Consider the following 20,986-nt stretch of genomic DNA (forward strand, 5'->3'; position numbering starts at 1 on the left):
CCAGACATCCTCTAGCGGTGCAGATACATCCTCGCCTCATAGGGCCGCAGCATGGTTCCAGGCCCCGCCTCATCATAGTTATGGATCAAAAGCTCCTTTGCCTTCCACTCCTTTAACAGGGGACAGTCCACACTGCGGCCAAAGAAATTGCAGACCACCAGAAGACGGCTCTCCCCATTCTCCCTGACATAGGCGAAGATATCTCCGTCTTCCCTCATAAGCAGCTGGAAACATCCGTCTGCAAACACCGGATACTCCTTCCTCAGCCGGATGAGTGCCCTGTAATACTCAAAGACCGAACCCGGCACATCCACCTGGCTGGCCGCGTTGATCACACTATAATTCGGGTTCACCTTGATCCAGGGCGTTCCCTCTGTAAAGCCGGCATTGGGGCTGTCATCCCACTGCATGGGTGTGCGGGCATTGTCCCGTCCCTTGGCATGGATGGATTCCATAATATCCTTTTTCGAATAACCCATGCTTATCCGTTCCCGGTACATATTCAATGTCTCGATATCTCTGTAATCCCCGATGTCATACCGGGCATTGGTCATACCCAGTTCTTCTCCCTGATAGATGTATGGTGTTCCCTGGAGACCATGGAGAAGTGTTGCAAGCATCTTCGCTGATTCTGCTCTGTAGGTCCCGTCGTTTCCCCAGCGGGATACGATCCTGGGCAGATCGTGGTTGTCCCAGAACAGGCTGTTCCAGCCGCAGCCGTAAAGCCCCCTCTGCCACCGGTCAATGACCTCCTTCAGTTTAAGGAAAGGCAGGGGCGCCAGATCCCATTTTTCCTTTCCCTCCTGCTGGTCCAAACCAATATGCTCGAACTGGAAAACCATGGAAAACTCACTTCCGTCCGGATTGCTGTAGAGCTTTGAACGCTCCACATCGGCTCCCCAGGCCTCTCCTACCGTGATAAGGTCTCCCTTCTGAAATGTCTCCCGGCTGAGCTCCCTGATAAATTCATGGAGCTTCGGCCCATTGCCCGTAATGCCCTGATCCGGCTCCTTGGCAATCTGATCGATCACATCCAGGCGGAAGCCCCCTACGCCCTTGTCCATCCACCAGAGGATCATATCATAGATAGCACGGCGGACCTTGGGATTTTCCCAGTTTAAGTCCGGCTGCTTCACGGAGAACTGATGGAAATAATACTGTCCCAGCTCAGGAACCCACTCCCAGGCAGGACCGCCGAAGCCGGAGCGGAGTCCGTTAGGAAGTTCCCCTTCTTCTCCGTCTCTCCACACATAGTAGTCATGGAAAGGGTTATCCTTTCCCTTCCTTGCCTCCTGAAACCAGGGATGCTCATCCGAAGTATGGTTGAGCACCAGATCCATGACGATCCGTATATGGTGCTCTCCGGCCTTTCTGATAAGCTTCTCCATATCCTCCAGGTTTCCAAACATGGGATCAATATCCTGATAATCAGAAATATCATAGCCATTGTCATCCTGGGGCGACCGGTATACCGGAGAAAGCCATATCGCATCAATACCCAGCTTTTCCAGGTAATCCAGCCTGTTTATGATTCCCCTTATATCTCCGATCCCGTCTCCGTTGCTGTCCTGGAAGCTGCGGGGATAGATCTGGTAAACCACCGCATTTTTCCACCATTTTCCGGGCTGTTTCATCCTTTATATCCTCCTTGGATCATCTTATCTCTTATAGTCCTATTTTAAGAAAAATGCCCGGCAATGTACAGGATAATATCTAACGATTTCTTTTCGATTTTCATGATTCTATATGTCCTGTAAAAACGGACTGTGCTTTGCCGGATGATCTGCTTTGATCCGCCCCTTTATCGCCGATATATTAGTTTTTCTTATCTGTTTTACTATATTAAAAATAATTTTTAATTAATGATCAGTGACTTTTATCACATATGTTTCCTAAAAAGTGTGGTATCCTATACTCAAGAATTGATATGATATGGAAAATATACAGGAGGAACGAATTATGGCACTTACACATTTAACAAAAAATGATTTTGACCAGGCAGTGAATGCTGGTGATGATCTGGTTGTAGTTGATTTCTTTGCAACTTGGTGCGGCCCCTGCAAGATGCTTTCCCCTATCGTGGAGCGCGCGGCCGAGCAGCATCCGGAGGTACATTTCTATAAGGTGGATATTGATGACGAGATCGACCTGGCTTCCCGTTTCCAGGTGATGAGCGTTCCCACTCTGCTCTACATGAAGCGCGGCGCTGTCGTATCAAAGACCATCGGCCTGATCTCCCCGGCCGAGCTGGAAGCCCAGATCAAAAATGCAAAATAGGAGGCTTTAAAGCCTATCACAGGAGTCCGGTTCCAGCCGTACTCCTTTCTTTTTGTTACTATGAAAGTCCCGCCGCCAGGCGGCATGTATTCAGGTATGCCAAATGCGCCTGCCAGACTTTTATGGTGCGGTGGCGCGCTGCCAGCCGGGCGCATGCAGGTTTACTTGAGTTTCCTCTGTTGACTTTCCTTTCCATGTACTTTACAATCAAATCATTCATAGCGCGGAGGTTTTTACATATGACAGCGGAGACCATCACCCTGGGACTCTTTTTAATCGGCTTAGGCCTGTGTATCATAAGCGGCACAGAGGTTTTATACGCCCTGATCTTTGGCATGGCCTGTTTTTTCTTCTACAGCCTGAAAAAGGGCTTTACCGTAAGGGCCACCTGTTCCATGTTTTTAGAGGGTATGTCCAGGGTGACGAACATCCTCATTATCTTTGTATTTATCGGCAGCCTCACTGCCGTCTGGCGCATCTGCGGTACCATTCCCTTTATCCTGTACCATGCCATGGGACTGATTGAACCCAGGTATTTTGTGCTGTGCACCTTTCTGCTCTGCTCCATGATGTCCTTTCTCACAGGGACCTCCTTTGGCACAGTCAGCACCATGGGCGTGATCTGTATGCTGATCTCCAACACCGCAGGCTTAAATCCGCTGCTCACAGGAGGGGCTGTGCTGTCCGGCATCTTTTTCGGTGACCGCTGCTCCCCCATGTCCTCCAGTGCCCAGCTGGTCTGCTCCCTGACAGGGACGGACATTTATACGAACATCAAAAATATGATGCGCTCCGGACTGATCCCTTTTCTCCTGTGTGTCGTCCTCTACATCGTTTTGGCAGGCGGGGCCGGGGCTGATCCTGATCTCTCCATGGTTTCCCTGTTTGAGGAGAACTTTTCCCTTCACTGGGCTGCTGCCATTCCGGCGCTCCTGATCCTGGTGCTTGCCCTGTTTCGCGTTGATGTGAAATACGCGATGGCGGCCAGCATCCTGTCAGCCTCTGTCATTGCCTTTGCTCTCCAGGGCACCACTCCTCCTGTGCTTCTTGTGACCCTTTTAAGAGGCTACCGGGCAGAGACGGGAACAGAGCTTGCAAGACTTTTAAACGGCGGAGGTATCACCTCTATGGTATCAGCAGGCTTCCTTGTACTGATTTCCTCCTCCTACTCCGGCGTATTCTCCCGCACCCCTATCCTCTCCGGTATTAAGGGGGCTCTGGGCAGGGTCTCCGGCCTTCTGACTCCCTTTGGCACCGTGACAGCAGCTTCCATCCTCTCCTGCGCTGTAAGCTGCAACCAGACACTTGGAACCATTCTCACCTTTCAGATCTGTGAGGATCTGTATGAGAAAAAGGAGGAGCTTGCCCTGGCGCTGGAGGACACTGCCATTCTCCTGGCTGCCCTTGTGCCCTGGGGGATCGCAGGGGCTGTTCCTGTGGCAGCCATCGGCGCTCCCTTAAGCTGCCTGTTCTATGCTTTCTATCTTTATCTGATCACCGTATGGAACCTTTTAGCGGCTGTCTGGAAAGCACGGCGGCACCGTAGGACAGAGCGCGTTTGAAAGAATGCGGCTTCAATGCCCGTATTCGTAACTATCCAGCCATGCCATCTTCCTGTTCTCTCACACCCTGCCTCCATTCTCCTTCAGCCACCTTCTTCTCTCCCTGTAATCCGGCAGGATCCTCTCAACCTCTGCCCAGAACCGGGGAGAGTGGTTCATCTCTTTTCTGTGGGCCAGCTCATGGACCACCACGTAATCCAGCACCTCAGGAGGCATGAGGATCAGCTTCCAGTGGAAATTTAAATTTCCCTTGGTGCTGCAGCTTCCCCATCTGGTCTTTGCCGCCTTTATAGCGATCCTGTTATAGTCCACTCCCATTTTTCCGGCAAAATAATCTGCCCGCTCCTTAAGCCTTTCCCTGGCCTCTTTCCGATAGGCTGCCTCCAGCTCAGGATGCTTTGCATAATCTGGCTCCGGCTGCTCTTTTGCTTTCCTTTGACGCTCCCTCATGAGAAACCATTTTTCCACGATCCAAGCCTGCCGCTCCTTGATAAATGCCACCACGGCCTGATTGGAGGCCCTGACAGGCACGCGTGCCCGCACAGTCCCATCCTCCTTTATCTCCAGTCCCAGGGTGCGGCGTTTGGAATATACCACCTCTACGGGTATGCTCCCTTCCTCTTCCCCCTGTCTCCATCCGATTTCCACTTGATGAATCATTGCATCTCCTTACAATAGAAGTCCGCTTGCGGACTTCTCCGCCTGCGGCGGGTCGCATTAGCGACACAATTCCAATCCGCCGCAGGCATTGGCTCACTTAGCGAGTGTAACGAGCTTAGTGAACAAGCCCCCTTTAGGGTTGCGATCCTGCCGGTCGGGCTTTTTGTATCATAGGAGGCTCCGGAGGAGTTTCCTATGATATGAAAAGCCAGGCCCGCTCCCTTGTTGAGCCACAGGCCTGACTCTGTCTTTCCAATATTCCTACAGCACATCTGAAAAATGAGGCCGCAGCCGTTTAAACATCTTAAGTCCCGCCAGCAGCACGATCCCTGTCACCACCCAATAGTAAACGGTAAGGGTAGGTCTTTCCCAGAACCAATTCCCGGTCAGCATACTGTCCCTGTAGCCTGCTGTCACATAGTAAAACGGATTCAGCTTGAACAGGAGCTCCACCCATTTTCCCTTCGAGGTAAACATGGATTCATGGTACATGATCGGCGTCATCCAGATACCGAACTGGAGGCAGATGGCCACGATCTGGGCCATGTCCTTAAAGAATACGTTCACCGCACAGGTAAAAAAGCCGATCCCCAGGGCCAGCATGGAAGCCGCAAAGGTATAATACAGGATCTGTATCCATGTCACCATAGGCATCCTGCCGCTCACAAGATAAAGCCCCAGCATGATCACCACAAAAAAACCGTGGACCATCAGGCAGGAGATCAGCTTGATCATGGGCAGGATCTCCACCTGGAAGACCACCTTTTTCACCAGATAGCTGTACTCCTGGAGACAGTTCGTGATGCTGTTCAAGGCCTCGCTGTAAAAGAACCAGGGCACAATGCCAGGCACCAGCCACACCACATAGGTGGCCCCAGGCACAGGCGGCGGCGACTTAAACCCGGCTTCACCGAATACAAAGGCATAGATCGCCACTGTGACAATGGGCTGGATAAACATCCAGATAATGCCGAAATAGGAGCCCACAAAGCGCTTCTTAAAATCCGCCTTGCCCAGGTCCCATATTAATTTCCGTTTTTTAACGATCTCTTTCCCAAGAGCCAGCACATAACCCATAATCCTCTCCTAGAACTTAAAGGTATCCTTTAACCCGCTCCACTTCTTATCCTTCTCCGAAATGATCAGCTCCATGCCCTCTTCCATGGGCCAGTCAATGCCGATCTCCGGGTCACTCCACAGAAGGCCGCCCTCATCTCCCGGATGATAGAAGTCTGTACATTTGTACGCAAACTCCGCCTCATCGGACAGCACCAGAAAGCCGTGTGCAAAGCCCTCAGGAATATAGAACTGCTTCTTGTTCTCCGCAGAGAGCACCACGCCGAACCATTTTCCGTAGGTCTCAGAATCGGACCGCAGGTCCACTGCCACATCAAATACCGTGCCGCGGATGGCGCGCACCAGCTTTCCCTGAGGATACTGCTTCTGGAAATGAAGCCCTCTCAGCACGCCCTTTACAGACATGGATTGGTTGTCCTGGACAAATACCATGTCAAGGCCTGCCTCCTTAAAATCATTCTGGTTATAGGTTTCTACAAAATATCCCCTCTCATCCTTAAATACGGTGGGCTCAATCACATAAAGGCCCTTGATATCGCAGGGAGTAACTTTAATCTTTCCCATTTTCTACACTCCTTTTTCTATTCTTTCAAAGCCTCTGCCTCCCGGCAGCACAGCTTTTCCACATCCATTTGGAAATTCTACCACGTTATCCACAAACTCGCAATAGTTTATCCCCGGAGTTTCCGCATTTTGCACGGCGGCTGCCGGGAGAATGTCTGGCGCTCCGGTTTCGGACATAAGAAGCACTAAGGCACCTGATTTTTCCTAAAAGCCAGAGAGGCATCAACGCAACTCGCTGCGCTCAAACAATCATTGATGCCTCTCTGAACGGAAAAAACAGCTGTCTAAGTGCTTCTAATGTCCTGCAAAGTCGCTCCAGCCGTTCTCCCGGCAGCCGCCGTGCAAAATGCGGAAACTCCAGTTTATCCCACTCCTCACGAAACTCTAAGGCAAACCACGGCAAATATGCGCAGGATCACATACACGTCCAGCGCCGTCATCACATAGAGCAGATAACCGTCATTCCATCCCGTCCGCACCACACGGTCATTCTTCACAGTCAGAAGGATCATGGGCAGAAGAGGCAGAAGGTATCTTCCCTGAACACCTTGAATCATGCTTGCAGTAACAGGAGTCCAGGCGAGAAGCATGGAAAACATCAGGGCACTCAGGCATGTAAGGGATAAAAACCAGATCCAGGCCCTGCTTAGCGCCCCCATCCATACATTCTCTCCCGGCTTTTTAAGTGCCAGGACTGCCAGTATGGCCGTGAGGGCCAGGACCACCACGTAAGGCGTATTGAGCACCGGATCCATGTTGCCCAGGGCTGAACCGATCATGCCGGAGTAGAGCTGTTCTCCCTGCCACATCAAGGTGTTGTAGCACATTTTTATCACCAAAAGCGGGCTGTGGATCAGCTGGGAAAATGTATACCCGGTCTCCTGCGCCCAAGCCACATAGCTTTCCGAAGCCTCTGCATACATCGCCACGGTGTTTCTGTTCACTGCGATCATTGCGCCGCAGAAGGCCCCCAGCACCAGGACAGCCGATATCACCCAATTCCGGATGCCGCCAAACTTCTTTATAGGGATCAGCAGGCAATAGCCTGTGATCACGCCGTAGACCATCTTGCAGGGGCCCATCACGCCCATGAGAAGGGCCAATAGCAGTACATCCGCCGCCCTGACCCGCTCTGCCCTGTAAGCCAGATCCAGGCAGATGGCAGCAAAATATCCGCTGCACGCAAGTATCATCACATCATAGGAAAAGGAGGATGCCAGATGAAGTGTCATGGGAAGCATATACACGCCGAAAAGGATCTCTTTGCCAAAGGGCATCCGCCTGATCGCCAGATAGCCCATAGCCGTGAAAAAGAACAGGTTCATGAGTCTTCCGAAAAACAAAAGCCCCACAGGCCCCAGCCCCAGCAGCCGGGAAATGGTGATCCCCACAGCCTGCGGCACGTAAGCCATAGGAGTGGTGCGCACCGTAGGCTGGTAAGAAAGGCATTGCTCCGCCTGAAGGGCGGCTGCTCCCTCCTCCGTCTGCCAGGTGTTCTCTCTGTCCTCCTCCAGCCTTTCCCTGTAGATCCAGCGGTACGTCTCCTCCGTCAGCTCCTGCCCCAGAATGACCGTCCCCTCGTCCCCTCGTCCTTCCCTGTATCCGCTGCCGTCATCCTTCAGGATATCCGTCATGTCCTCGATCAGGCAGTCCTGGGGACGGATATAGACCTGACTGTCCTCGGTGCACGCTTCACGCCCCAGAAGCCTGTTTGACAGCTGGTAAGCGCTGATATAATGGCTTGCCTCATCCGGAGCTGACAAGGGCGGAAGCACAATGCAGAACATGATCCCCAGCCCCAGCGCTGCCCAGACAAAGAACCTCTCCAGGCTCCACTGCCTCCCGGCACACATCTGGTATCCGCTCATCGCCAGAAAGACCATTCCGAACAAAAGAAGCCAGATGTAATATCCATAAAGCCACCGGTCGCCTGAAGCCACTACCCCGGCTCTCACATCCGTCAAATGCCAGAGGCCCAAAAGCAGTACCAGCCCGGCAGCCAGCACGATTCCTGTCACCTGTCCACGCCTCATATCAGTCCCGGCCTCCTGCCATTGCTTCCGCCTCCGCCCTGTTTTCTTTTCCCCGGATACCCTGCACAGCCTCCGGGCCGGCCTTCTCCTTCTTCTCCTCTGCTGCCTCCAGGAGCCTCTTTAACAGTTCCTCCTGTTCCTTCTTCTCCAGAGCCATCTTCTGGACCAGCTCCTTCTGCTTGCTCTCCAGCTGGGATACCTGCAATGTCATGGTAAATACCTTCACCAGCAGCAGAAAGATCATGGAGAGGAACAGAAAGTTGGGCGTAGAGTAGATGCCCAGCAGCCTGGCGCAGAGATCCGCAGCAGAGGGGAACAGGGAAAATACCACCAGGATAAGAGCCATCACCACCCAGAACATGGCTGCCTCTATCTGAACCTTTGCCTGCCTTATTTTTCTCATCATAAAGGCCATTGTCATAAAGGAGACGATCACCAGTATGACCCTGAACACGGTTGTCATCATTTTCCATCCCTGCTTTCTTTTGTTTGGCGCTCCCAGCCAGTCTTCAGGCAGAAGCCTATTTCCAATAGCTTTGATTCATGGTGCATTTCATGATCAGGCTCTTTGGAAGGAGCCTGTAGCACTTTCCCATGCGATAGCCCATATATTTGAATCCGCTCTTTGCCACCAGCCCTGGTATAAGCCATGGCCGGTGCTGATCCACAAGATACCTGGCCGTCTGCTTCACCAGACGGATGCCCTCGCTCTCTGACCGAATGCCGCCAAACACCTCCGGGTGGTCTGCCTGGGACACTGCCAGATCAAAGTTTCGCTTAAACTGTGCAATGCAGCCGTAATTGTGGGAATGCACCACCTTTGCCTCTGCTGCATAGGCAATGGCATAATCATCCTGCAGTACCGCCCTTCCGGCAAATATCATGTCCTCATTAAATATGGTCCGATTAATGAAGCCTCCCTGGAACCAGAATTTCTCCCTGTTGTAGGCGCAGCACACATTCGATGCAAAAAAGGTCTTGATGCCCAAACGGTTTATATCCGCCTTCGTCTTTACGCAGCTCTCCTCCGGGTAATTAAAGGCCCTGGTATACCGCTCTGCCATGGCGCAGTCCTTATCCGGCAGCTGACGTGCGTAAGCCATGATCACAGACTGACCCTCCGGTCCCTTTTTTGAAAATGCCTCCACCAGATGTTCGATCAGCCTCTCGTCCGCCGGAACCGCATCGTCCGTCATAAACACCATGATGTCCGCCCGGCTGAAACGCGCTCCCCTGTTCCTGGTTCCGCCGTGGTCGAACTCTTCCTTTGTCAGATGATGGACTTCCAGCCCCTTTATCCCCTCAAAGCCGCTGTCATTCCAGTAGGCCTTCTCTGTATTCATAACAATGATCTTCCCAATGGGATATGTCTGTACCTCCAGCATTTTCAAAAGCCTGGAAAATTTCTTTCCCGGCCTGTATGTGGGGATGATCACATCCACCTTAAGCTGCCCCTTCGGTGCTTCCATTTTTATTCACTCCCTCCTTTCCCTGCTTATAAGCCCTGACCGTCCACAGGCCAAAGCCCAACACAAGCCCGGTCATCAAAAGCAGATAGCACACTGCCGCTCCATCCATTCCAAAGCTGCGTACCAGCCTTCCGGATATCATCCAGGCAATCACTGCCGCTGCTGCGTATATTCCAAAGATCGCCTTCTGGCGGCGCTGTATCACCAGGGCATAGTACATCAGATTCGCCAGGGCATAAAGTCCTCCCCCCAGCACAATAATGGAAAAAGCCAGATGGCAGGACACAAGCTTTCCGCCGTAACCTGCCCCTAACAGGCACTCCATCACGGAGAGCACCCATTTTCCCAATACCGCTGTGGCCAGCACCGCCAGGCCCGTAAGCCCCAGGACCATAGCTCCCAGCTTCAGAAGCTCTCTGCGAAAGCCCTCCAGCTTCCTGCCATCCCACAGGGACGTAAGTCTTGTAAGGTAAGGACGGATAATAAAATTCGCTACCATATAAATAACAGAGGTAGGCATAAAAATCAAGTTAAAGTATCCCGAAGCGGCATTATCCATGTTTGCGTCAATGGCATATTTCGCTGAAGAGAAAATATAAAAATCCAGGAACACGGACACGAACAAAAAGGCCGTACTTCCGGTGATCCCCCTAAGCCCGCCTGCCCTTTTCTCCCAGTCCACCTGCGGAAGGACCCGGATCACATCCAGGTTAAAGAGGAATACCCCCGCCGCCTGGGCCCCCACCGCTGCCAGACATGAAAAAAACAGGCTTCCTGAGACTCCCAGCACAGCGAAAAACACTGCCACTGACAGCACTGTCCTGAAAAAGTTGGACTTTCCCGTCAGATACAGGCTTCCCCGGCGCTGAAATTCAGACTCATATACATCAGCATACCCATCAATCACCTTATATATGACCAGAAGAAACAGGATCATGGACTTATGGGTATTGTATCTTCCCAAAGCCCGCATAAAGGCCAGAAATGCTGCCCCTGCCCCCAGGGCCAGACCGCAGGTCCTCATGCGGTGCCCCAGATAATCCCCAAAGGAATACTCTCCCTTTCCGTCTGTGATCTGGAAGGGCCTGATCCCAAAATAGGCCACAATAAACATCTGCTGTCCCAGGGTGGAAAACCCAAAGGAGAATATCCCGCCCTCGTCCTCCCCTGCGATCCGCATAACCAGAAAAGACAGAACCATGCTGGCAAATGCATAGCAAAAGCTCCCTGCAATGTTCCAGACCATGTTCTGCCGTTCTATATGATTCCCTTTATATAATAAATAGTTGGTCAGGCTCCTCATGGCTTTCTACCTCTTCCTAAAATTCTGGATGAACAGGATGGACAGCAGCATCCTCGCCATATAATAAACAGCCGTTAAGGGCTTTAGGTAGCTCTCTCCCTCCGTGCGCTCATCGATCTTTACCTGTACCTCAGAGATCTTTGCCCCCTGCTTCAGCAGGAAGGACACCGTATCCGGCTCCGGCCCGTAATTTAAGTTTAAAGCAAACTCTTTGATCATTTTCCTGGAAAACAGCCGCATCCCGGAGGTGGGATCCGTCAGCCTCGTCCCTGTTGTCACAAAAATGGCAGCGCCGATAAGCCTGCTCCCGATCATCCGTATGGACCAGCCCTTCTTCTCCTCCACGAACCGGGAGCCGATGACAATATCATATCCTTCATCCATCCGCTCCTTCATAGCGGCAATATACTCCGGCCTGTGCTGCCCGTCCCCGTCAAACTGGATGGCATAGCTGTAGCCCTTTTCGTAGGCATACCTCATCCCGGCCTGAAAACAGCCCGCCAGCCCCAGATTCACCGGAAGGTCCAAAAGATGGTAGCCTTTTTCCCTGCAGATGGCAGCCGTCCTGTCCCTGGATCCGTCATTTACCACAATATAATCCAGCTCCTGAAACTCTGACTGCAGGCGGTCAACCACCTTCTCGATATTCTTTTCTTCATTATAAGCAGGTATCACCAGCAGTACCTTATCCATGACGTTTCCTCTTCCATCCTCCAGTGAGAAGCCATACCTCCCATAAAACCAGCCGGAGGTACACCCTTGCAAGGAACATTCCCCAAGGGCCTGTTCCCAGATAATTCTCATAATAGTAAAGCTTACTCTCATGGAGCAGCCTCTGCTTGCCCGCCATGGCGGATACACTCTTGTCAATGCTCACTGAGTGGGCATGGACATAGGAGGCATCCGTCACCAGCACCTCTGTAAGCCCTCTTGATGCCAGCTTCTGCCCCAGCACCTTTTCCTCATAATAGAGAAAAATACCCTCGTCAAACAGCTCTCCTGCCTCCTGAGGAGTAAATGAGCCCATCTTCAGCATAAAAAAAGAACCTGGAAGAGCTCCCACCAGACGGCTGTGCCTGTCCGTGCCCTTGGGAAGACGTCCGGGCGGCGTGATCAGCCAGGGCCGGAATATCCGCCTTGCCACAGGCTCCGTATCCAGAAGATCCTTCCACAACGGCAGCAGATCCCAATGGGAAAACAGCCGCTTTCCCTCAGGGCTGACCACCAGGGCTGACGCCGCCCCGCCGTTCTCCTGGAGGGACAGTGCCTGCTTTACCCTGAGAATACAGCGGTCCGTCACATGGATATCCGGATTTGCTATCACAATGTAATCCGGATTTGTATACTCTATGGCATAGTTGATGCCGGCCTGATTTCCCATACCATAGCCGCCGTTTCTCTCTGTGCGCAGCACGTGGATATGCGGCATGGAAAGCCTGTCCTCCAGCTCCTTTAAGCGGTCCCAGGAACCATCTGTGGAACAGTTGTCCACCACAATGATATCCTGAAGGGCCCGGCTTTCCTTCAGCTCCGCCACAAGGCCCTCCGTGGTGGCAGCATCATTATAATTTAAAATAATACAGCTTATATGATCCATTCTCTTTTATCTTCTCTGCTGTCCCCTATTTCTTTGTTTTCCTCCGGCTGTCGATGACCTTCATCCCCAGCCGCCTGCTTATAGCAAGCCGCAGAGCCGGACACACTCTTGTCATCTGATTAAAGCCCCACCACACCTGCATATACAGAAATCTTCCCTTCTGGGGCTTTGTCCCCTTCCAGGGAGTGTGGGACAGATACCACCAATACAGCTTCCTGTAATGATTGTGGTTTCCTGCGATCCACGGCCGTTCATCCCCCAGATAATGGAGGATCACCGGTGAGGCCTTTGCTTCCCGGAAAGCATTCCTTCCCACCTCTCCGTAGGCTTTGCAGAGCTTCCTTAAGGTGGGATACCGGAAATACCTGTAATTTGTAAAGAAATTGTACTTTGGGGGAAGGGAACGGATGCGGCCTCTCAGCGTCCCGTTTATGGTATCCTGGTCACAGGCAAATAACCGCCCGTCATGGCTCTGGTAAAAATCCAGAAGCTTCCCCAAGACCTTTTCCCTGCGCCAGCCCTCCAGATCCATAAGGATGACCCCGGAATTAAAATAGGCCTCATCCCTGCAAAAGCCAATAGCCTCCTTCATCTCCTGATAGACCGTGGGCTCCATCACCATGCCTGCCAGATCCCTTCCCAGTTCATACTCCCAAAGGCCTGCAATGCTCCCGCATACAATGGTATCGCAGTCCAGATACAGGGCCCGCTTCACTGTCTTTGGCAGCACGTCCGGGGAAAAAAGCCGGCCCATGGCACTGATGTCAAAGCCCCTGGTATCCACCTCATAGGGGAAACGCTGAAACAGGTCTCCCAGCTCCACTACGTAAAGAGGACGGCCAAAGCCCTCTGCGATTGCTTTTAAGCGCCCCTGATACTCCCTGCACATCCCTACAGAGAGAATGTAAATGTCCATCTGAGGCAGCTGGCGGTTGTGATCTAAGAGCGAATAGAGGGATGCCCCCAAATGGCCTGCATAACCGTCATTGGACGCATATATAATATTTACAGGATTTCTCTCCCTATCCATTATATTCCTCATTTCTTACAGCCTCTGGTCATTTTATTTACGATTTTACAATAAGACCGAAAAAAAGTAAATCATATATGGTATTTTTCCCATAAATATGCTAAATTAGGAATTGCATTGATTTTAGTTCTAGGAGGTTTTACCATGCGTAAATCATTTCAGCATACAGCAATTGCTGCCCTCGCTGCTATTCTTGTTGCTGGACAGGCCATGACGGCATTTGCCGCCCAGGATGATTCCAACTACGGACCTGCTTTTGCAAACAAAACACCCACTGTAGAGCAGGAAGGACCTGGCGGACCTGGAGCAGCCGCAGAAGCTCTTCAGCCGGCAGATACCTCTGTCGGTAATGTCCAGGTATCCGGTGAAGGAACAGCAGACGGCGGAACGGCTCAGACGGCCGAGGGCGTTGATGTCCTGCAGGAGATCGTTGATAACGGAGGCCAGGCAGAAGGTACCCAGGTTCCTGCCAATCTCGCCTATCTCCAGTTCCAGCTCCTGCGTCCGGATCTGACCTGGACGGACCCCATTGTGGATGACACCACTGTTTATCCCGGTGAAGGCGGCTTCCTGTCCATGTCCATTTATGCCAACAACCTGCCCGGCGATGTGCTTTACCGCACCTATGCCAGCTCCCGCGGATGGAGCAACTGGGCCATGAACGGAGGACACACAGAGTGGCTGATCGATGCCCCTGTAGAAGCAGTCCAGATCCGTTTAAACGGCGTGTTCGGCAACCAGTTCGATATCTACTATACAACGACACTTTCCGACGGAACACAGCTTAGCTGGTCCAGAAATGGCGGCACCAACGGAACCATGGCGACTGGCAAGATCGTCACCGGCCTCCGTCTTTCCATGTGGGGCAAGAATGTTGCCGGAGCTTCCTATGATCTAAGCCGTCCGGTGGATGCGGCTGCTCCTGACGGCATCCAGTTCGTAAACGGAGTTCCCGTGTACAGCAACGGAACAGGGGAAGGCTTTACCGGCTGGGCCTGGAATGACAGGGACCGCTACTACTTTATCAACAATGCAGCGGCTGTTGGCTGGCACTACATAGATGGCTACAAATATTTCTTTGAGGCAGACGGAAGACTGGTAACAGACTTAGAGCCTTACCTTGCTTCCCCTGGTCCCTTCCTGATCAAGATCAATAAGCAGATGAACTGCACTACGGTCTATATCCAGGACGGAGAGAACGGCTTCATCGTTCCTTATAAGACCTTCCTGTGCTCTACGGGAGACGATACGCCTCTCGGCAACCACAAGACACCTGAGAAGTACCGCTGGAGGCTGATGGTAACAGATGAGTATTGCCAGTACCTGACACGTCTGGGCGCTGGGCTTCCTATCCTTCTGCACTCCGTTATCTACGAGCGCCAGGATCCATACACCCTGTTCCCTCATACCTACAACTATCTGGGAGCCAACAAGTCCCACGGCTGCATCCGTTACACCACAGCGGACGCCAAATGGATCTACGACAACTGCGCTCTGGGCACCACCGTCAATGTGTACGAGTCACCGATCCCCGGACCATTTGACCGTCCGGCGCTCCAGGTTATGATCCCTGATACCCAGAACTGGGATCCTACGGATCCGAATCTTCCGGAAAATCAGCCGCAGTAGCATGAAACTCTGCAGGCTTCAAGGCCCAGGCTTCCTTTAACGGGATTGCCTGGGCCTTGCTGTCAAAAACTCAGATAATCTTTATATGCCACATCCGGCTCCAATACCAAACTGCCGTGGAGAGTCGGGGCCTTTGCCGGCTTCATGTAGTCGCCGTACTCCGCTTTCAGCCTTCCGTCATACCCCACCGGCACAGGTATCATTCTGTTCTCAAAGGGCATGTAGACTGTCCCGGAAAACCATTCCCGTTTCCATGTATTCTTTTCCAGATGGCGGATGAACACCGTATCGCATACATAGGTAGTCTTCCTGCCCAGATACAGGGTACACAGACCCTCGTATACGGAATAGGCCTTTTTCATAGGAATGTGCAGAAGCCTTCCCAAACCGTTCAGCGCTTTCCCCGCCGCGGTGGCATTTTCATAGTAATCAAATCTGTACCAGATATAAAGGAGCATCCAGAGCATCTTTACAAAGAAAGCCCACAGCCTGGCAGAACGCCTCCCCTCCGGCATCCCATCCAATGGGAAGATGTCAATAAAGATACCGCAGTTATATCCTGCCTTTCTATCCTCCTCATTGCAGCCCGTTGTCCGGCTGTTGCGCAGCTGGGCATGGCCCCTCAGATAGTTTTCCTCAGTGTATGCCGTTTGGAGCACCAGGGGACTTTGAAGCTCCTTCCCAGCTACCTGCACAAAGACCTCATAGTCCTCCCTGAGCATCGCCAGGTCAATATCATCATCCCAGGGAATGTACCCTTTATGGCGCACTGCACCGATCAGTGTCCCGCTGTCTGCAAAATACTTCAGGCCATATTTCCTGCAGATGCGCTCCACCTCATCCAGCATCTCCAGCTGAACTGCCCATACCTGTTTCATTTTCCGCGTTACCTTGTAGCCGCAGCGGATCTCTTCTTCATAAAACTGTTCTTCTTCCATCATCTGTTTTCCTGTCTATCCTCCGGATCCTGCCCTTATTTGTTTTCCAGTATAGTTCCCCAAAAAACCTTCTACATTCTGTTTTCTATGCTGTTTCTTCTGCTTCTGTCTCTAAAGAGCGGCCTCCCTACTGCTTCCAGAACCGCCCAAGCACCTGCCTCCCCTGGCCCAGCAAAAATTCATCCCTGAACGCACAGAGCAGTACAAAATAGCAGGCAGCTCCCGCTCCTATCTGGAAAAATGTCACAGCCGGGCCGATCCACAATGCCCTGCCTAAGGCCGCCACCACTGCCAGCATCACGCCTGCTGCCAGAAGCCGCTTCCAGCCCATTTTCAAAAACATGGAAGGCTTTATAAAGTCCCGGCACAGCCACAGGTACATGCCGGTGATGAATAGCTCCGCCGCCACGGAGGCCCCGGCTGCTCCCGCCGCCCCAAAATGAGGTATCAGGGCCAAATTCAGCACAAAATTCACACAGGCACCGGCCACGATCACCTTGCCGCTTTTTGCCCTCTGACCGCTGGGCGTCAGTATGAGACTTCCCATGCAGTCACTTAAGCCCACGATCAGCACCAGAGGGCAGCATACATACATAAGTCCAGCTACAGGCTCATAGCCCTCACCCAAAAACCAGGGCACAAACCCGGCTGCGATCCCTGCCAGGCCAGCCATAATGGGAATCCCCAAAAGCAGCACAAAATCCAGGGACTCCTCCACCTTTCTGTGGATCTCCTCCCTTCGCTCCTCACCGAACAGATAGGACATTCTGGCGGACATGACCGCATTAAAGGACATGATCAGTATCTTTGCCATATTGACAAAGCCTGTGGCATACTCATAATATCCGTTTTCTGACTTATCACTGCCCGTAAACCAGCCCAGCATTGTCTTATCCAGGATCGTGTACACGGATGTGGCGATCGTCGGGATAAAGTACACGATGGTCTCTTTCAGATGGCGTCTGACACATAAGCCTTTCCAATCCACCTTTACGAGAAAATATTTTAAATATCCCCACATGGACAGATTGCCAAACAGCCCTGTCGCTGCTATGAGGGCCACATAGAGCAGCAGGTCATCCCTGGTTTTTATAAAAACAAACAGCATGACAATTCCTGCCAGCTTAATGAGTATATTGCGCACAACGATCAGGCTGTAACGTTCCAGCCCTCCGAAAAACCAGGAGATATCAAAGGCCACAGCCAACAGGGTCATTGTCAGCACTCCGTAAAAAGGAGTATATACCCTTGAAAAACCGATCACAAACATCCACACCATCAGGCAGAGCGCCGTAGTGGAGGCGCATAAAAGCTCGATCTCCCAGAAGATCCGGCTCCGCTCCTCCTTGTTATCCCTGTGCCGGGCGATCTCCCTCTGTCCATAGGAGGCTGTCCCCAGCGCCGCCAGGATGGCAAAATACTGCACCACTGAGTTCGTATAGCTCTGTACTCCCGTGCCGTCCGGCCCCAGAACTCTCGATATATAGGGCGTGGTAATAAAGGGTGTCAGCAGCGTCATCACCTGATAGATCAGATTATAGGTGTAATTTTTCCGGATACTGGGTGGCTCCAGCTCCATTTCTCCCTGTTTCCTCCTAAAGAACATGCTTTACAGACCGTCCAATCATCATTTTAATACTGCCAATTCTAACACATCCGCCAATCCTTCGCAATCTTGAGTTTGTAAGTTTATGCCTTGCATTCCTCTGCTGTGTATGCTAACATGTAAAATCCCAATTAAAAAGCAGGGAGATCGCATCATTGCTGCAAGAAAGCAAAAACCTATTGCTTTCATCCCATTTAACGATTATAATTTTTCTTATCCTAATCATCCGAAGGAAGAATACGGAGGGAGGCAACCATTTGAAATTCGGCGTCATTATCGTAACCTACAACCGCAGAGAGCTGCTCAGAGAATGCCTGGAATGCGTCCTGTCCCAGACTCTTCCCTTTGAGGAGATCTATGTGGTGGACAACCACAGCACGGACGGCACAGCGGAATACCTGGATGGACTGGAAGAGCGTTTAAAGGGCAGTGAGCCTCCCCTTTTACACATATTCCATCTGGATGAAAACATCGGCGGGGCCGGAGGCTTTTCCTATGGTATGGAAAGGCTTTCCAGGGGCAGCTGTGACTGGGTCCTCATCATTGACGATGATGCCATGATCTCCAAAACTTATATGGAAGAGCTGGCACGGGCAATCCGGGAGACTGACTATCTCGCCTACTCCGGCACGGTCGTCACCGAAGGAGCCATAGACATCAGCCACAGACGCAGGATCAAGAATCCCTGCCTTATGACATATGCCCCGGTGGAGGCCTCTGCCTACAGCGCAGGCTCCTTTGAATACGATATCAGCACCTTCTGCGGACTGCTCCTGCGCACCTCCCTGATACGCGATATCGGCCTTCCCAAAACAGAATATTTCATCTGGTTTGACGATACGGAATACTGCCTGCGCTTCCGCAAACAGTCGAGAATCTTAAATGTGAACCGGGCAGTGCTGAACCACAAGACAGCCGCCCCTGGGACAGGACCTGTCATCAGCTGGAAGCATTTTTATGGCTTCCGCAATTCCATTGACATCGGAAAGGCCTACTCTTCCTGCCCGCCTCTTTATATGGCCTATATACTGGCAAACCACAGTGCCCACATCCTCATTGACTCCCTGCTCCTCCTGTCAGGCAGACGGAAAAAGGACTCCGGCCCATCAAACGCAGATCGGCGCTACCGTATACGTATCTACTGTGATGTACTGAAGGACATGGGCAAAAGGCCCTCCGGCCGGGACAGCCGCTATCTTCCCGGCAGCGGACCAAACAAATAAAAAAGGAGACTATGATGCAAGCAATCATCTTAGCAGCCGGTATGGGAAAACGGCTGAAGCAGCTGACACAGAATAACACCAAATGCATGGTAAAGGTAAACGGCATTCCCTTGATCAACCGCACCTTGAGCCAGCTGGAGCAGCACAGCCTGTCCAGGATCATTATTGTGGTGGGCTATGAGGGGCAAAAGCTGATGGACCATATCGGCACCCTTTCTGTCAGGACACCTATCGTATATATAGAAAATCCTGTTTATGACAAGACAAACAATATCTACTCCCTGTTCTTAGCAAGGGATTACCTGTTGAAGGAGGACACCCTGCTCCTGGAGTCCGATATCATCTTTGAGGATTCCGTGCTGCGCTGTCTGGCGGAGGATCCCAGAGACAGCCTGGCCCTGGTGGCAAAGTATGAATCCTGGATGGACGGCACCTGTGTGCGCCTGTCCGACCAGGACGAGATCGAGGCTATGATCCCCGGAAGCAAATTCCGCTTTGCAGATGCGGATCAATACTACAAGACCGTCAACCTCTATAAATTCAGCCGCGAGTTCTCCCGCACCCACTACGTTCCCTTCCTGGAGGCCTACACAAAGGCATTGGGGAACAACGAATATTACGAACAGGTATTGAAGGTGCTGGTCTCCTTAGACAATCCCGGCATCCGGGCCAAACGGCTGGACCCGGACCAGCGCTGGTATGAGATCGATGATATCCAGGATCTTGACATCGCGGAATCCATGTTTGCATCAGATAACGAAAAGGTAGGACTGATCCAGAGACGCTACGGCGGCTACTGGCGCTATCCAAAGATGGTGGATTTCTGCTATCTCATCAACTGCTACTACCCGCCAAAGAAAATGTTGGAGGAGATGAAGGCAAACTTCGATGCTCTTGTCTGCCAGTATCCTTCAGGCATGTACGTCAATTCCCTGCTGGCTGCCAGGAATTTCTCCCTGCGCCAGGAGCAGATCGTGGTCGGAAACGGCGCTGCGGAGCTGATCAAGGCTCTGACGGAGCATATGACGGGAAAGCTGGGTGTTATCCGGCCCACCTTTGAGGAATATCCCAACCGTTACCGGGCGGAAGAGCTCGTAGTATATACCCCCTCCAACGAGGATTTTTCCTACTGTGCTTCCGACATCACGGCATACTTTGCAGACAAGGATATCCGCCGGCTGCTCCTTGTTAATCCGGATAATCCTTCCGGAAACTATATTCCAAAGGCAGGTATGATGGAGCTGATCCAGTGGACAAAGATGAGAGGCATCACATTTATCGCAGATGAATCCTTTATCGATTTCTCCTGCGAACCTGATCCCACCCTTCTGCTGGAAGGCCTGCTGGATGAGAATCCCCACCTGATCGTGGTCAAGAGCATTTCCAAATCCTACGGTATCCCCGGCCTGCGCTTAGGGATCGCGGCCACGGGAAACAGGGAGCTCATCGCCGCCTTGAAGAAGGATGTCGCCATCTGGAATATCAATTCTCTTGGTGAATTCTATATGCAGATTGAGGAAAAGTACAAAAGGGATTATGCCTCCTCCCTGGAAAAGGTGCGCCGGGAGAGGGAGCGCTTTACAAAAGCCCTTCGGGCCATCCCCTCTGTCCGCGTCCTTCCCTCCCAGGCAAACTATCTCATGATAGAGATCCTGAATGGCCCCTCTGCCTCCGGTCTTACGGAGGTGCTCTTAAACCGCTACGGCCTGTTTGTCAAGGATCTGTCCTCAAAGGTGGTACGTGACGGACGCCAGTTCCTGCGCATTGCCGTCCGCACAGAGGCGGAGGATGATCTGCTGGTTCGGGCCCTGACAGATATTCTGAGTGCTTAGATCCGACAAAACGCGTCTTTGGTGCGTTTTTGCCGGATATTCCACAAAGCAACAGCCCCGCGTCCTTGTATCCGGCCGCGGGGCTGTTGTTTTCTCTGCTTCGTTAACCTGCTTTTTACTATAAAAGTCCTGCCGCCGGACAGGCGGCATGCATTCAGGTATGCCAAATGCGTCCACCAGACTTTC

General features: G+C 52.0%; 18 protein-coding genes. 5 read left to right on the plus strand and 13 right to left on the minus strand.

Going from position 1 to position 20,986, the window contains the following annotated elements; all coding sequences use genetic code 11:
- Positions 1 to 11: 11 nt before the first annotated feature.
- Positions 12 to 1,634 (minus strand): glycoside hydrolase family 13 protein, encoded by a 1,623-nt coding sequence (locus LIZ87_RS02400; RefSeq protein WP_227145147.1) that lies wholly within the window; start codon positions 1,632 to 1,634, stop codon positions 12 to 14.
- Between the two features lie 325 nt (positions 1,635 to 1,959).
- On the opposite strand from LIZ87_RS02400, the gene trxA reads away from it, so the two are divergent.
- Together trxA and LIZ87_RS02410 are read left to right on the plus strand one after the other, a co-directional pair.
- Complete coding sequence (gene trxA, locus LIZ87_RS02405; protein ID WP_178315970.1) at positions 1,960 to 2,277, plus strand: thioredoxin; 318 nt, start codon at positions 1,960 to 1,962, stop codon at positions 2,275 to 2,277.
- Between the two features lie 239 nt (positions 2,278 to 2,516).
- On the plus strand, positions 2,517 to 3,839 hold the full coding sequence (locus LIZ87_RS02410) for a Na+/H+ antiporter NhaC family protein (RefSeq protein WP_178315971.1): 1,323 nt from the start codon (positions 2,517 to 2,519) through the stop codon (positions 3,837 to 3,839).
- A 60-nt stretch (positions 3,840 to 3,899) separates the two neighbouring features.
- Here LIZ87_RS02410 and LIZ87_RS02415 read toward each other — a convergent pair whose 3' ends face one another.
- The 10 genes from LIZ87_RS02415 to LIZ87_RS02460 form a co-directional block, all read right to left on the minus strand.
- Positions 3,900 to 4,499 carry a M48 family metallopeptidase gene (locus LIZ87_RS02415; RefSeq protein WP_227145149.1) on the minus strand — a complete coding sequence of 200 codons (600 nt, stop codon included), beginning with the start codon at positions 4,497 to 4,499 and terminating at the stop codon, positions 3,900 to 3,902.
- A gap of 261 nt (positions 4,500 to 4,760) precedes the next feature.
- Positions 4,761 to 5,576: an ABC transporter permease gene (locus LIZ87_RS02420; RefSeq protein ID WP_178313418.1), complete on the minus strand. Its 816-nt coding sequence runs from the start codon at positions 5,574 to 5,576 to the stop codon at positions 4,761 to 4,763.
- 9 nt (positions 5,577 to 5,585) lie between these two features.
- Complete coding sequence (gene rfbC / locus LIZ87_RS02425; RefSeq protein ID WP_178313416.1) at positions 5,586 to 6,140, minus strand: dTDP-4-dehydrorhamnose 3,5-epimerase; 555 nt, start codon at positions 6,138 to 6,140, stop codon at positions 5,586 to 5,588.
- 374 nt (positions 6,141 to 6,514) lie between these two features.
- Positions 6,515 to 8,173: a DUF2142 domain-containing protein gene (locus LIZ87_RS02430; RefSeq protein ID WP_178315877.1), complete on the minus strand. Its 1,659-nt coding sequence runs from the start codon at positions 8,171 to 8,173 to the stop codon at positions 6,515 to 6,517.
- A 1-nt stretch (position 8,174) separates the two neighbouring features.
- Complete coding sequence (locus tag LIZ87_RS02435) at positions 8,175 to 8,639, minus strand: DUF2304 domain-containing protein (RefSeq protein WP_178315878.1); 465 nt, start codon at positions 8,637 to 8,639, stop codon at positions 8,175 to 8,177.
- Positions 8,640 to 8,694: 55 nt separating this feature from the next.
- Positions 8,695 to 9,642, minus strand: coding sequence for a glycosyltransferase family 2 protein (locus LIZ87_RS02440; protein WP_178315879.1), 948 nt, complete (start codon positions 9,640 to 9,642; stop codon positions 8,695 to 8,697).
- Entirely contained in the window at positions 9,617 to 10,945 is a 1,329-nt protein-coding gene (locus LIZ87_RS02445) for a lipopolysaccharide biosynthesis protein (protein WP_227145151.1), read from the minus strand. The genes LIZ87_RS02440 and LIZ87_RS02445 overlap by 26 nt, the downstream gene beginning before the upstream one ends.
- 6 nt (positions 10,946 to 10,951) lie before the next feature.
- Positions 10,952 to 11,638 carry a glycosyltransferase family 2 protein gene (locus LIZ87_RS02450; protein ID WP_227145154.1) on the minus strand — a complete coding sequence of 229 codons (687 nt, stop codon included), beginning with the start codon at positions 11,636 to 11,638 and terminating at the stop codon, positions 10,952 to 10,954.
- Positions 11,631 to 12,542 (minus strand): glycosyltransferase family 2 protein, encoded by a 912-nt coding sequence (locus LIZ87_RS02455; RefSeq protein ID WP_227145156.1) that lies wholly within the window; start codon positions 12,540 to 12,542, stop codon positions 11,631 to 11,633. The genes LIZ87_RS02450 and LIZ87_RS02455 overlap by 8 nt, the downstream gene beginning before the upstream one ends.
- A 25-nt stretch (positions 12,543 to 12,567) precedes the next feature.
- Entirely contained in the window at positions 12,568 to 13,572 is a 1,005-nt protein-coding gene (locus tag LIZ87_RS02460; RefSeq protein ID WP_227145158.1) for a glycosyltransferase family 8 protein, read from the minus strand.
- Between the two features lie 144 nt (positions 13,573 to 13,716).
- On the opposite strand from LIZ87_RS02460, the gene LIZ87_RS02465 reads away from it, so the two are divergent.
- Positions 13,717 to 15,201 carry a L,D-transpeptidase gene (locus tag LIZ87_RS02465; RefSeq protein WP_227145160.1) on the plus strand — a complete coding sequence of 495 codons (1,485 nt, stop codon included), beginning with the start codon at positions 13,717 to 13,719 and terminating at the stop codon, positions 15,199 to 15,201.
- 62 nt (positions 15,202 to 15,263) lie between these two features.
- Here the strand turns inward: LIZ87_RS02465 and LIZ87_RS02470 are convergent, their stop codons facing one another.
- Together LIZ87_RS02470 and LIZ87_RS02475 are read right to left on the minus strand one after the other, a co-directional pair.
- Positions 15,264 to 16,142, minus strand: coding sequence for a LicD family protein (locus LIZ87_RS02470; protein ID WP_178316046.1), 879 nt, complete (start codon positions 16,140 to 16,142; stop codon positions 15,264 to 15,266).
- A gap of 124 nt (positions 16,143 to 16,266) precedes the next feature.
- Entirely contained in the window at positions 16,267 to 17,718 is a 1,452-nt protein-coding gene (locus LIZ87_RS02475; RefSeq protein ID WP_178316045.1) for an oligosaccharide flippase family protein, read from the minus strand.
- Positions 17,719 to 18,002: 284 nt separating this feature from the next.
- On the opposite strand from LIZ87_RS02475, the gene LIZ87_RS02480 reads away from it, so the two are divergent.
- Both LIZ87_RS02480 and LIZ87_RS02485 read left to right on the plus strand, forming a co-directional pair.
- Positions 18,003 to 18,968 carry a glycosyltransferase gene (locus LIZ87_RS02480; protein WP_178316044.1) on the plus strand — a complete coding sequence of 322 codons (966 nt, stop codon included), beginning with the start codon at positions 18,003 to 18,005 and terminating at the stop codon, positions 18,966 to 18,968.
- A 14-nt stretch (positions 18,969 to 18,982) separates the two neighbouring features.
- The gene (locus LIZ87_RS02485) at positions 18,983 to 20,800 is read left to right on the plus strand and encodes an aminotransferase class I/II-fold pyridoxal phosphate-dependent enzyme (RefSeq protein WP_227145163.1); all 1,818 of its coding nucleotides are present in this window, start codon (positions 18,983 to 18,985) and stop codon (positions 20,798 to 20,800) included.
- Positions 20,801 to 20,986 lie beyond the last annotated feature (186 nt).

This window comes from Lacrimispora sp. 210928-DFI.3.58 (assembly GCF_020554865.1).
GTDB lineage: Bacteria > Bacillota > Clostridia > Lachnospirales > Lachnospiraceae > Enterocloster.

What these genes read in the sequence shown, in the direction of transcription:
- LIZ87_RS02400 (WP_227145147.1), bottom strand. Translation starts at nt 1,634, where the DNA reads ATGAAACAGCCCGGAAAATGGTGGAAAAATGCGGTGGTTTACCAGATC.
- trxA (WP_178315970.1), top strand. Translation starts at nt 1,960, where the DNA reads ATGGCACTTACACATTTAACAAAAAATGATTTTGACCAGGCAGTGAAT.
- LIZ87_RS02410 (WP_178315971.1), top strand. Translation starts at nt 2,517, where the DNA reads ATGACAGCGGAGACCATCACCCTGGGACTCTTTTTAATCGGCTTAGGC.
- LIZ87_RS02415 (WP_227145149.1), bottom strand. Translation starts at nt 4,499, where the DNA reads ATGATTCATCAAGTGGAAATCGGATGGAGACAGGGGGAAGAGGAAGGG.
- LIZ87_RS02420 (WP_178313418.1), bottom strand. Translation starts at nt 5,576, where the DNA reads ATGGGTTATGTGCTGGCTCTTGGGAAAGAGATCGTTAAAAAACGGAAA.
- rfbC (WP_178313416.1), bottom strand. Translation starts at nt 6,140, where the DNA reads ATGGGAAAGATTAAAGTTACTCCCTGCGATATCAAGGGCCTTTATGTG.
- LIZ87_RS02430 (WP_178315877.1), bottom strand. Translation starts at nt 8,173, where the DNA reads ATGAGGCGTGGACAGGTGACAGGAATCGTGCTGGCTGCCGGGCTGGTA.
- LIZ87_RS02435 (WP_178315878.1), bottom strand. Translation starts at nt 8,639, where the DNA reads ATGATGACAACCGTGTTCAGGGTCATACTGGTGATCGTCTCCTTTATG.
- LIZ87_RS02440 (WP_178315879.1), bottom strand. Translation starts at nt 9,642, where the DNA reads ATGGAAGCACCGAAGGGGCAGCTTAAGGTGGATGTGATCATCCCCACA.
- LIZ87_RS02445 (WP_227145151.1), bottom strand. Translation starts at nt 10,945, where the DNA reads ATGAGGAGCCTGACCAACTATTTATTATATAAAGGGAATCATATAGAA.
- LIZ87_RS02450 (WP_227145154.1), bottom strand. Translation starts at nt 11,638, where the DNA reads ATGGATAAGGTACTGCTGGTGATACCTGCTTATAATGAAGAAAAGAAT.
- LIZ87_RS02455 (WP_227145156.1), bottom strand. Translation starts at nt 12,542, where the DNA reads ATGGATCATATAAGCTGTATTATTTTAAATTATAATGATGCTGCCACC.
- LIZ87_RS02460 (WP_227145158.1), bottom strand. Translation starts at nt 13,572, where the DNA reads ATGGATAGGGAGAGAAATCCTGTAAATATTATATATGCGTCCAATGAC.
- LIZ87_RS02465 (WP_227145160.1), top strand. Translation starts at nt 13,717, where the DNA reads ATGCGTAAATCATTTCAGCATACAGCAATTGCTGCCCTCGCTGCTATT.
- LIZ87_RS02470 (WP_178316046.1), bottom strand. Translation starts at nt 16,142, where the DNA reads ATGATGGAAGAAGAACAGTTTTATGAAGAAGAGATCCGCTGCGGCTAC.
- LIZ87_RS02475 (WP_178316045.1), bottom strand. Translation starts at nt 17,718, where the DNA reads ATGGAGCTGGAGCCACCCAGTATCCGGAAAAATTACACCTATAATCTG.
- LIZ87_RS02485 (WP_227145163.1), top strand. Translation starts at nt 18,983, where the DNA reads ATGCAAGCAATCATCTTAGCAGCCGGTATGGGAAAACGGCTGAAGCAG.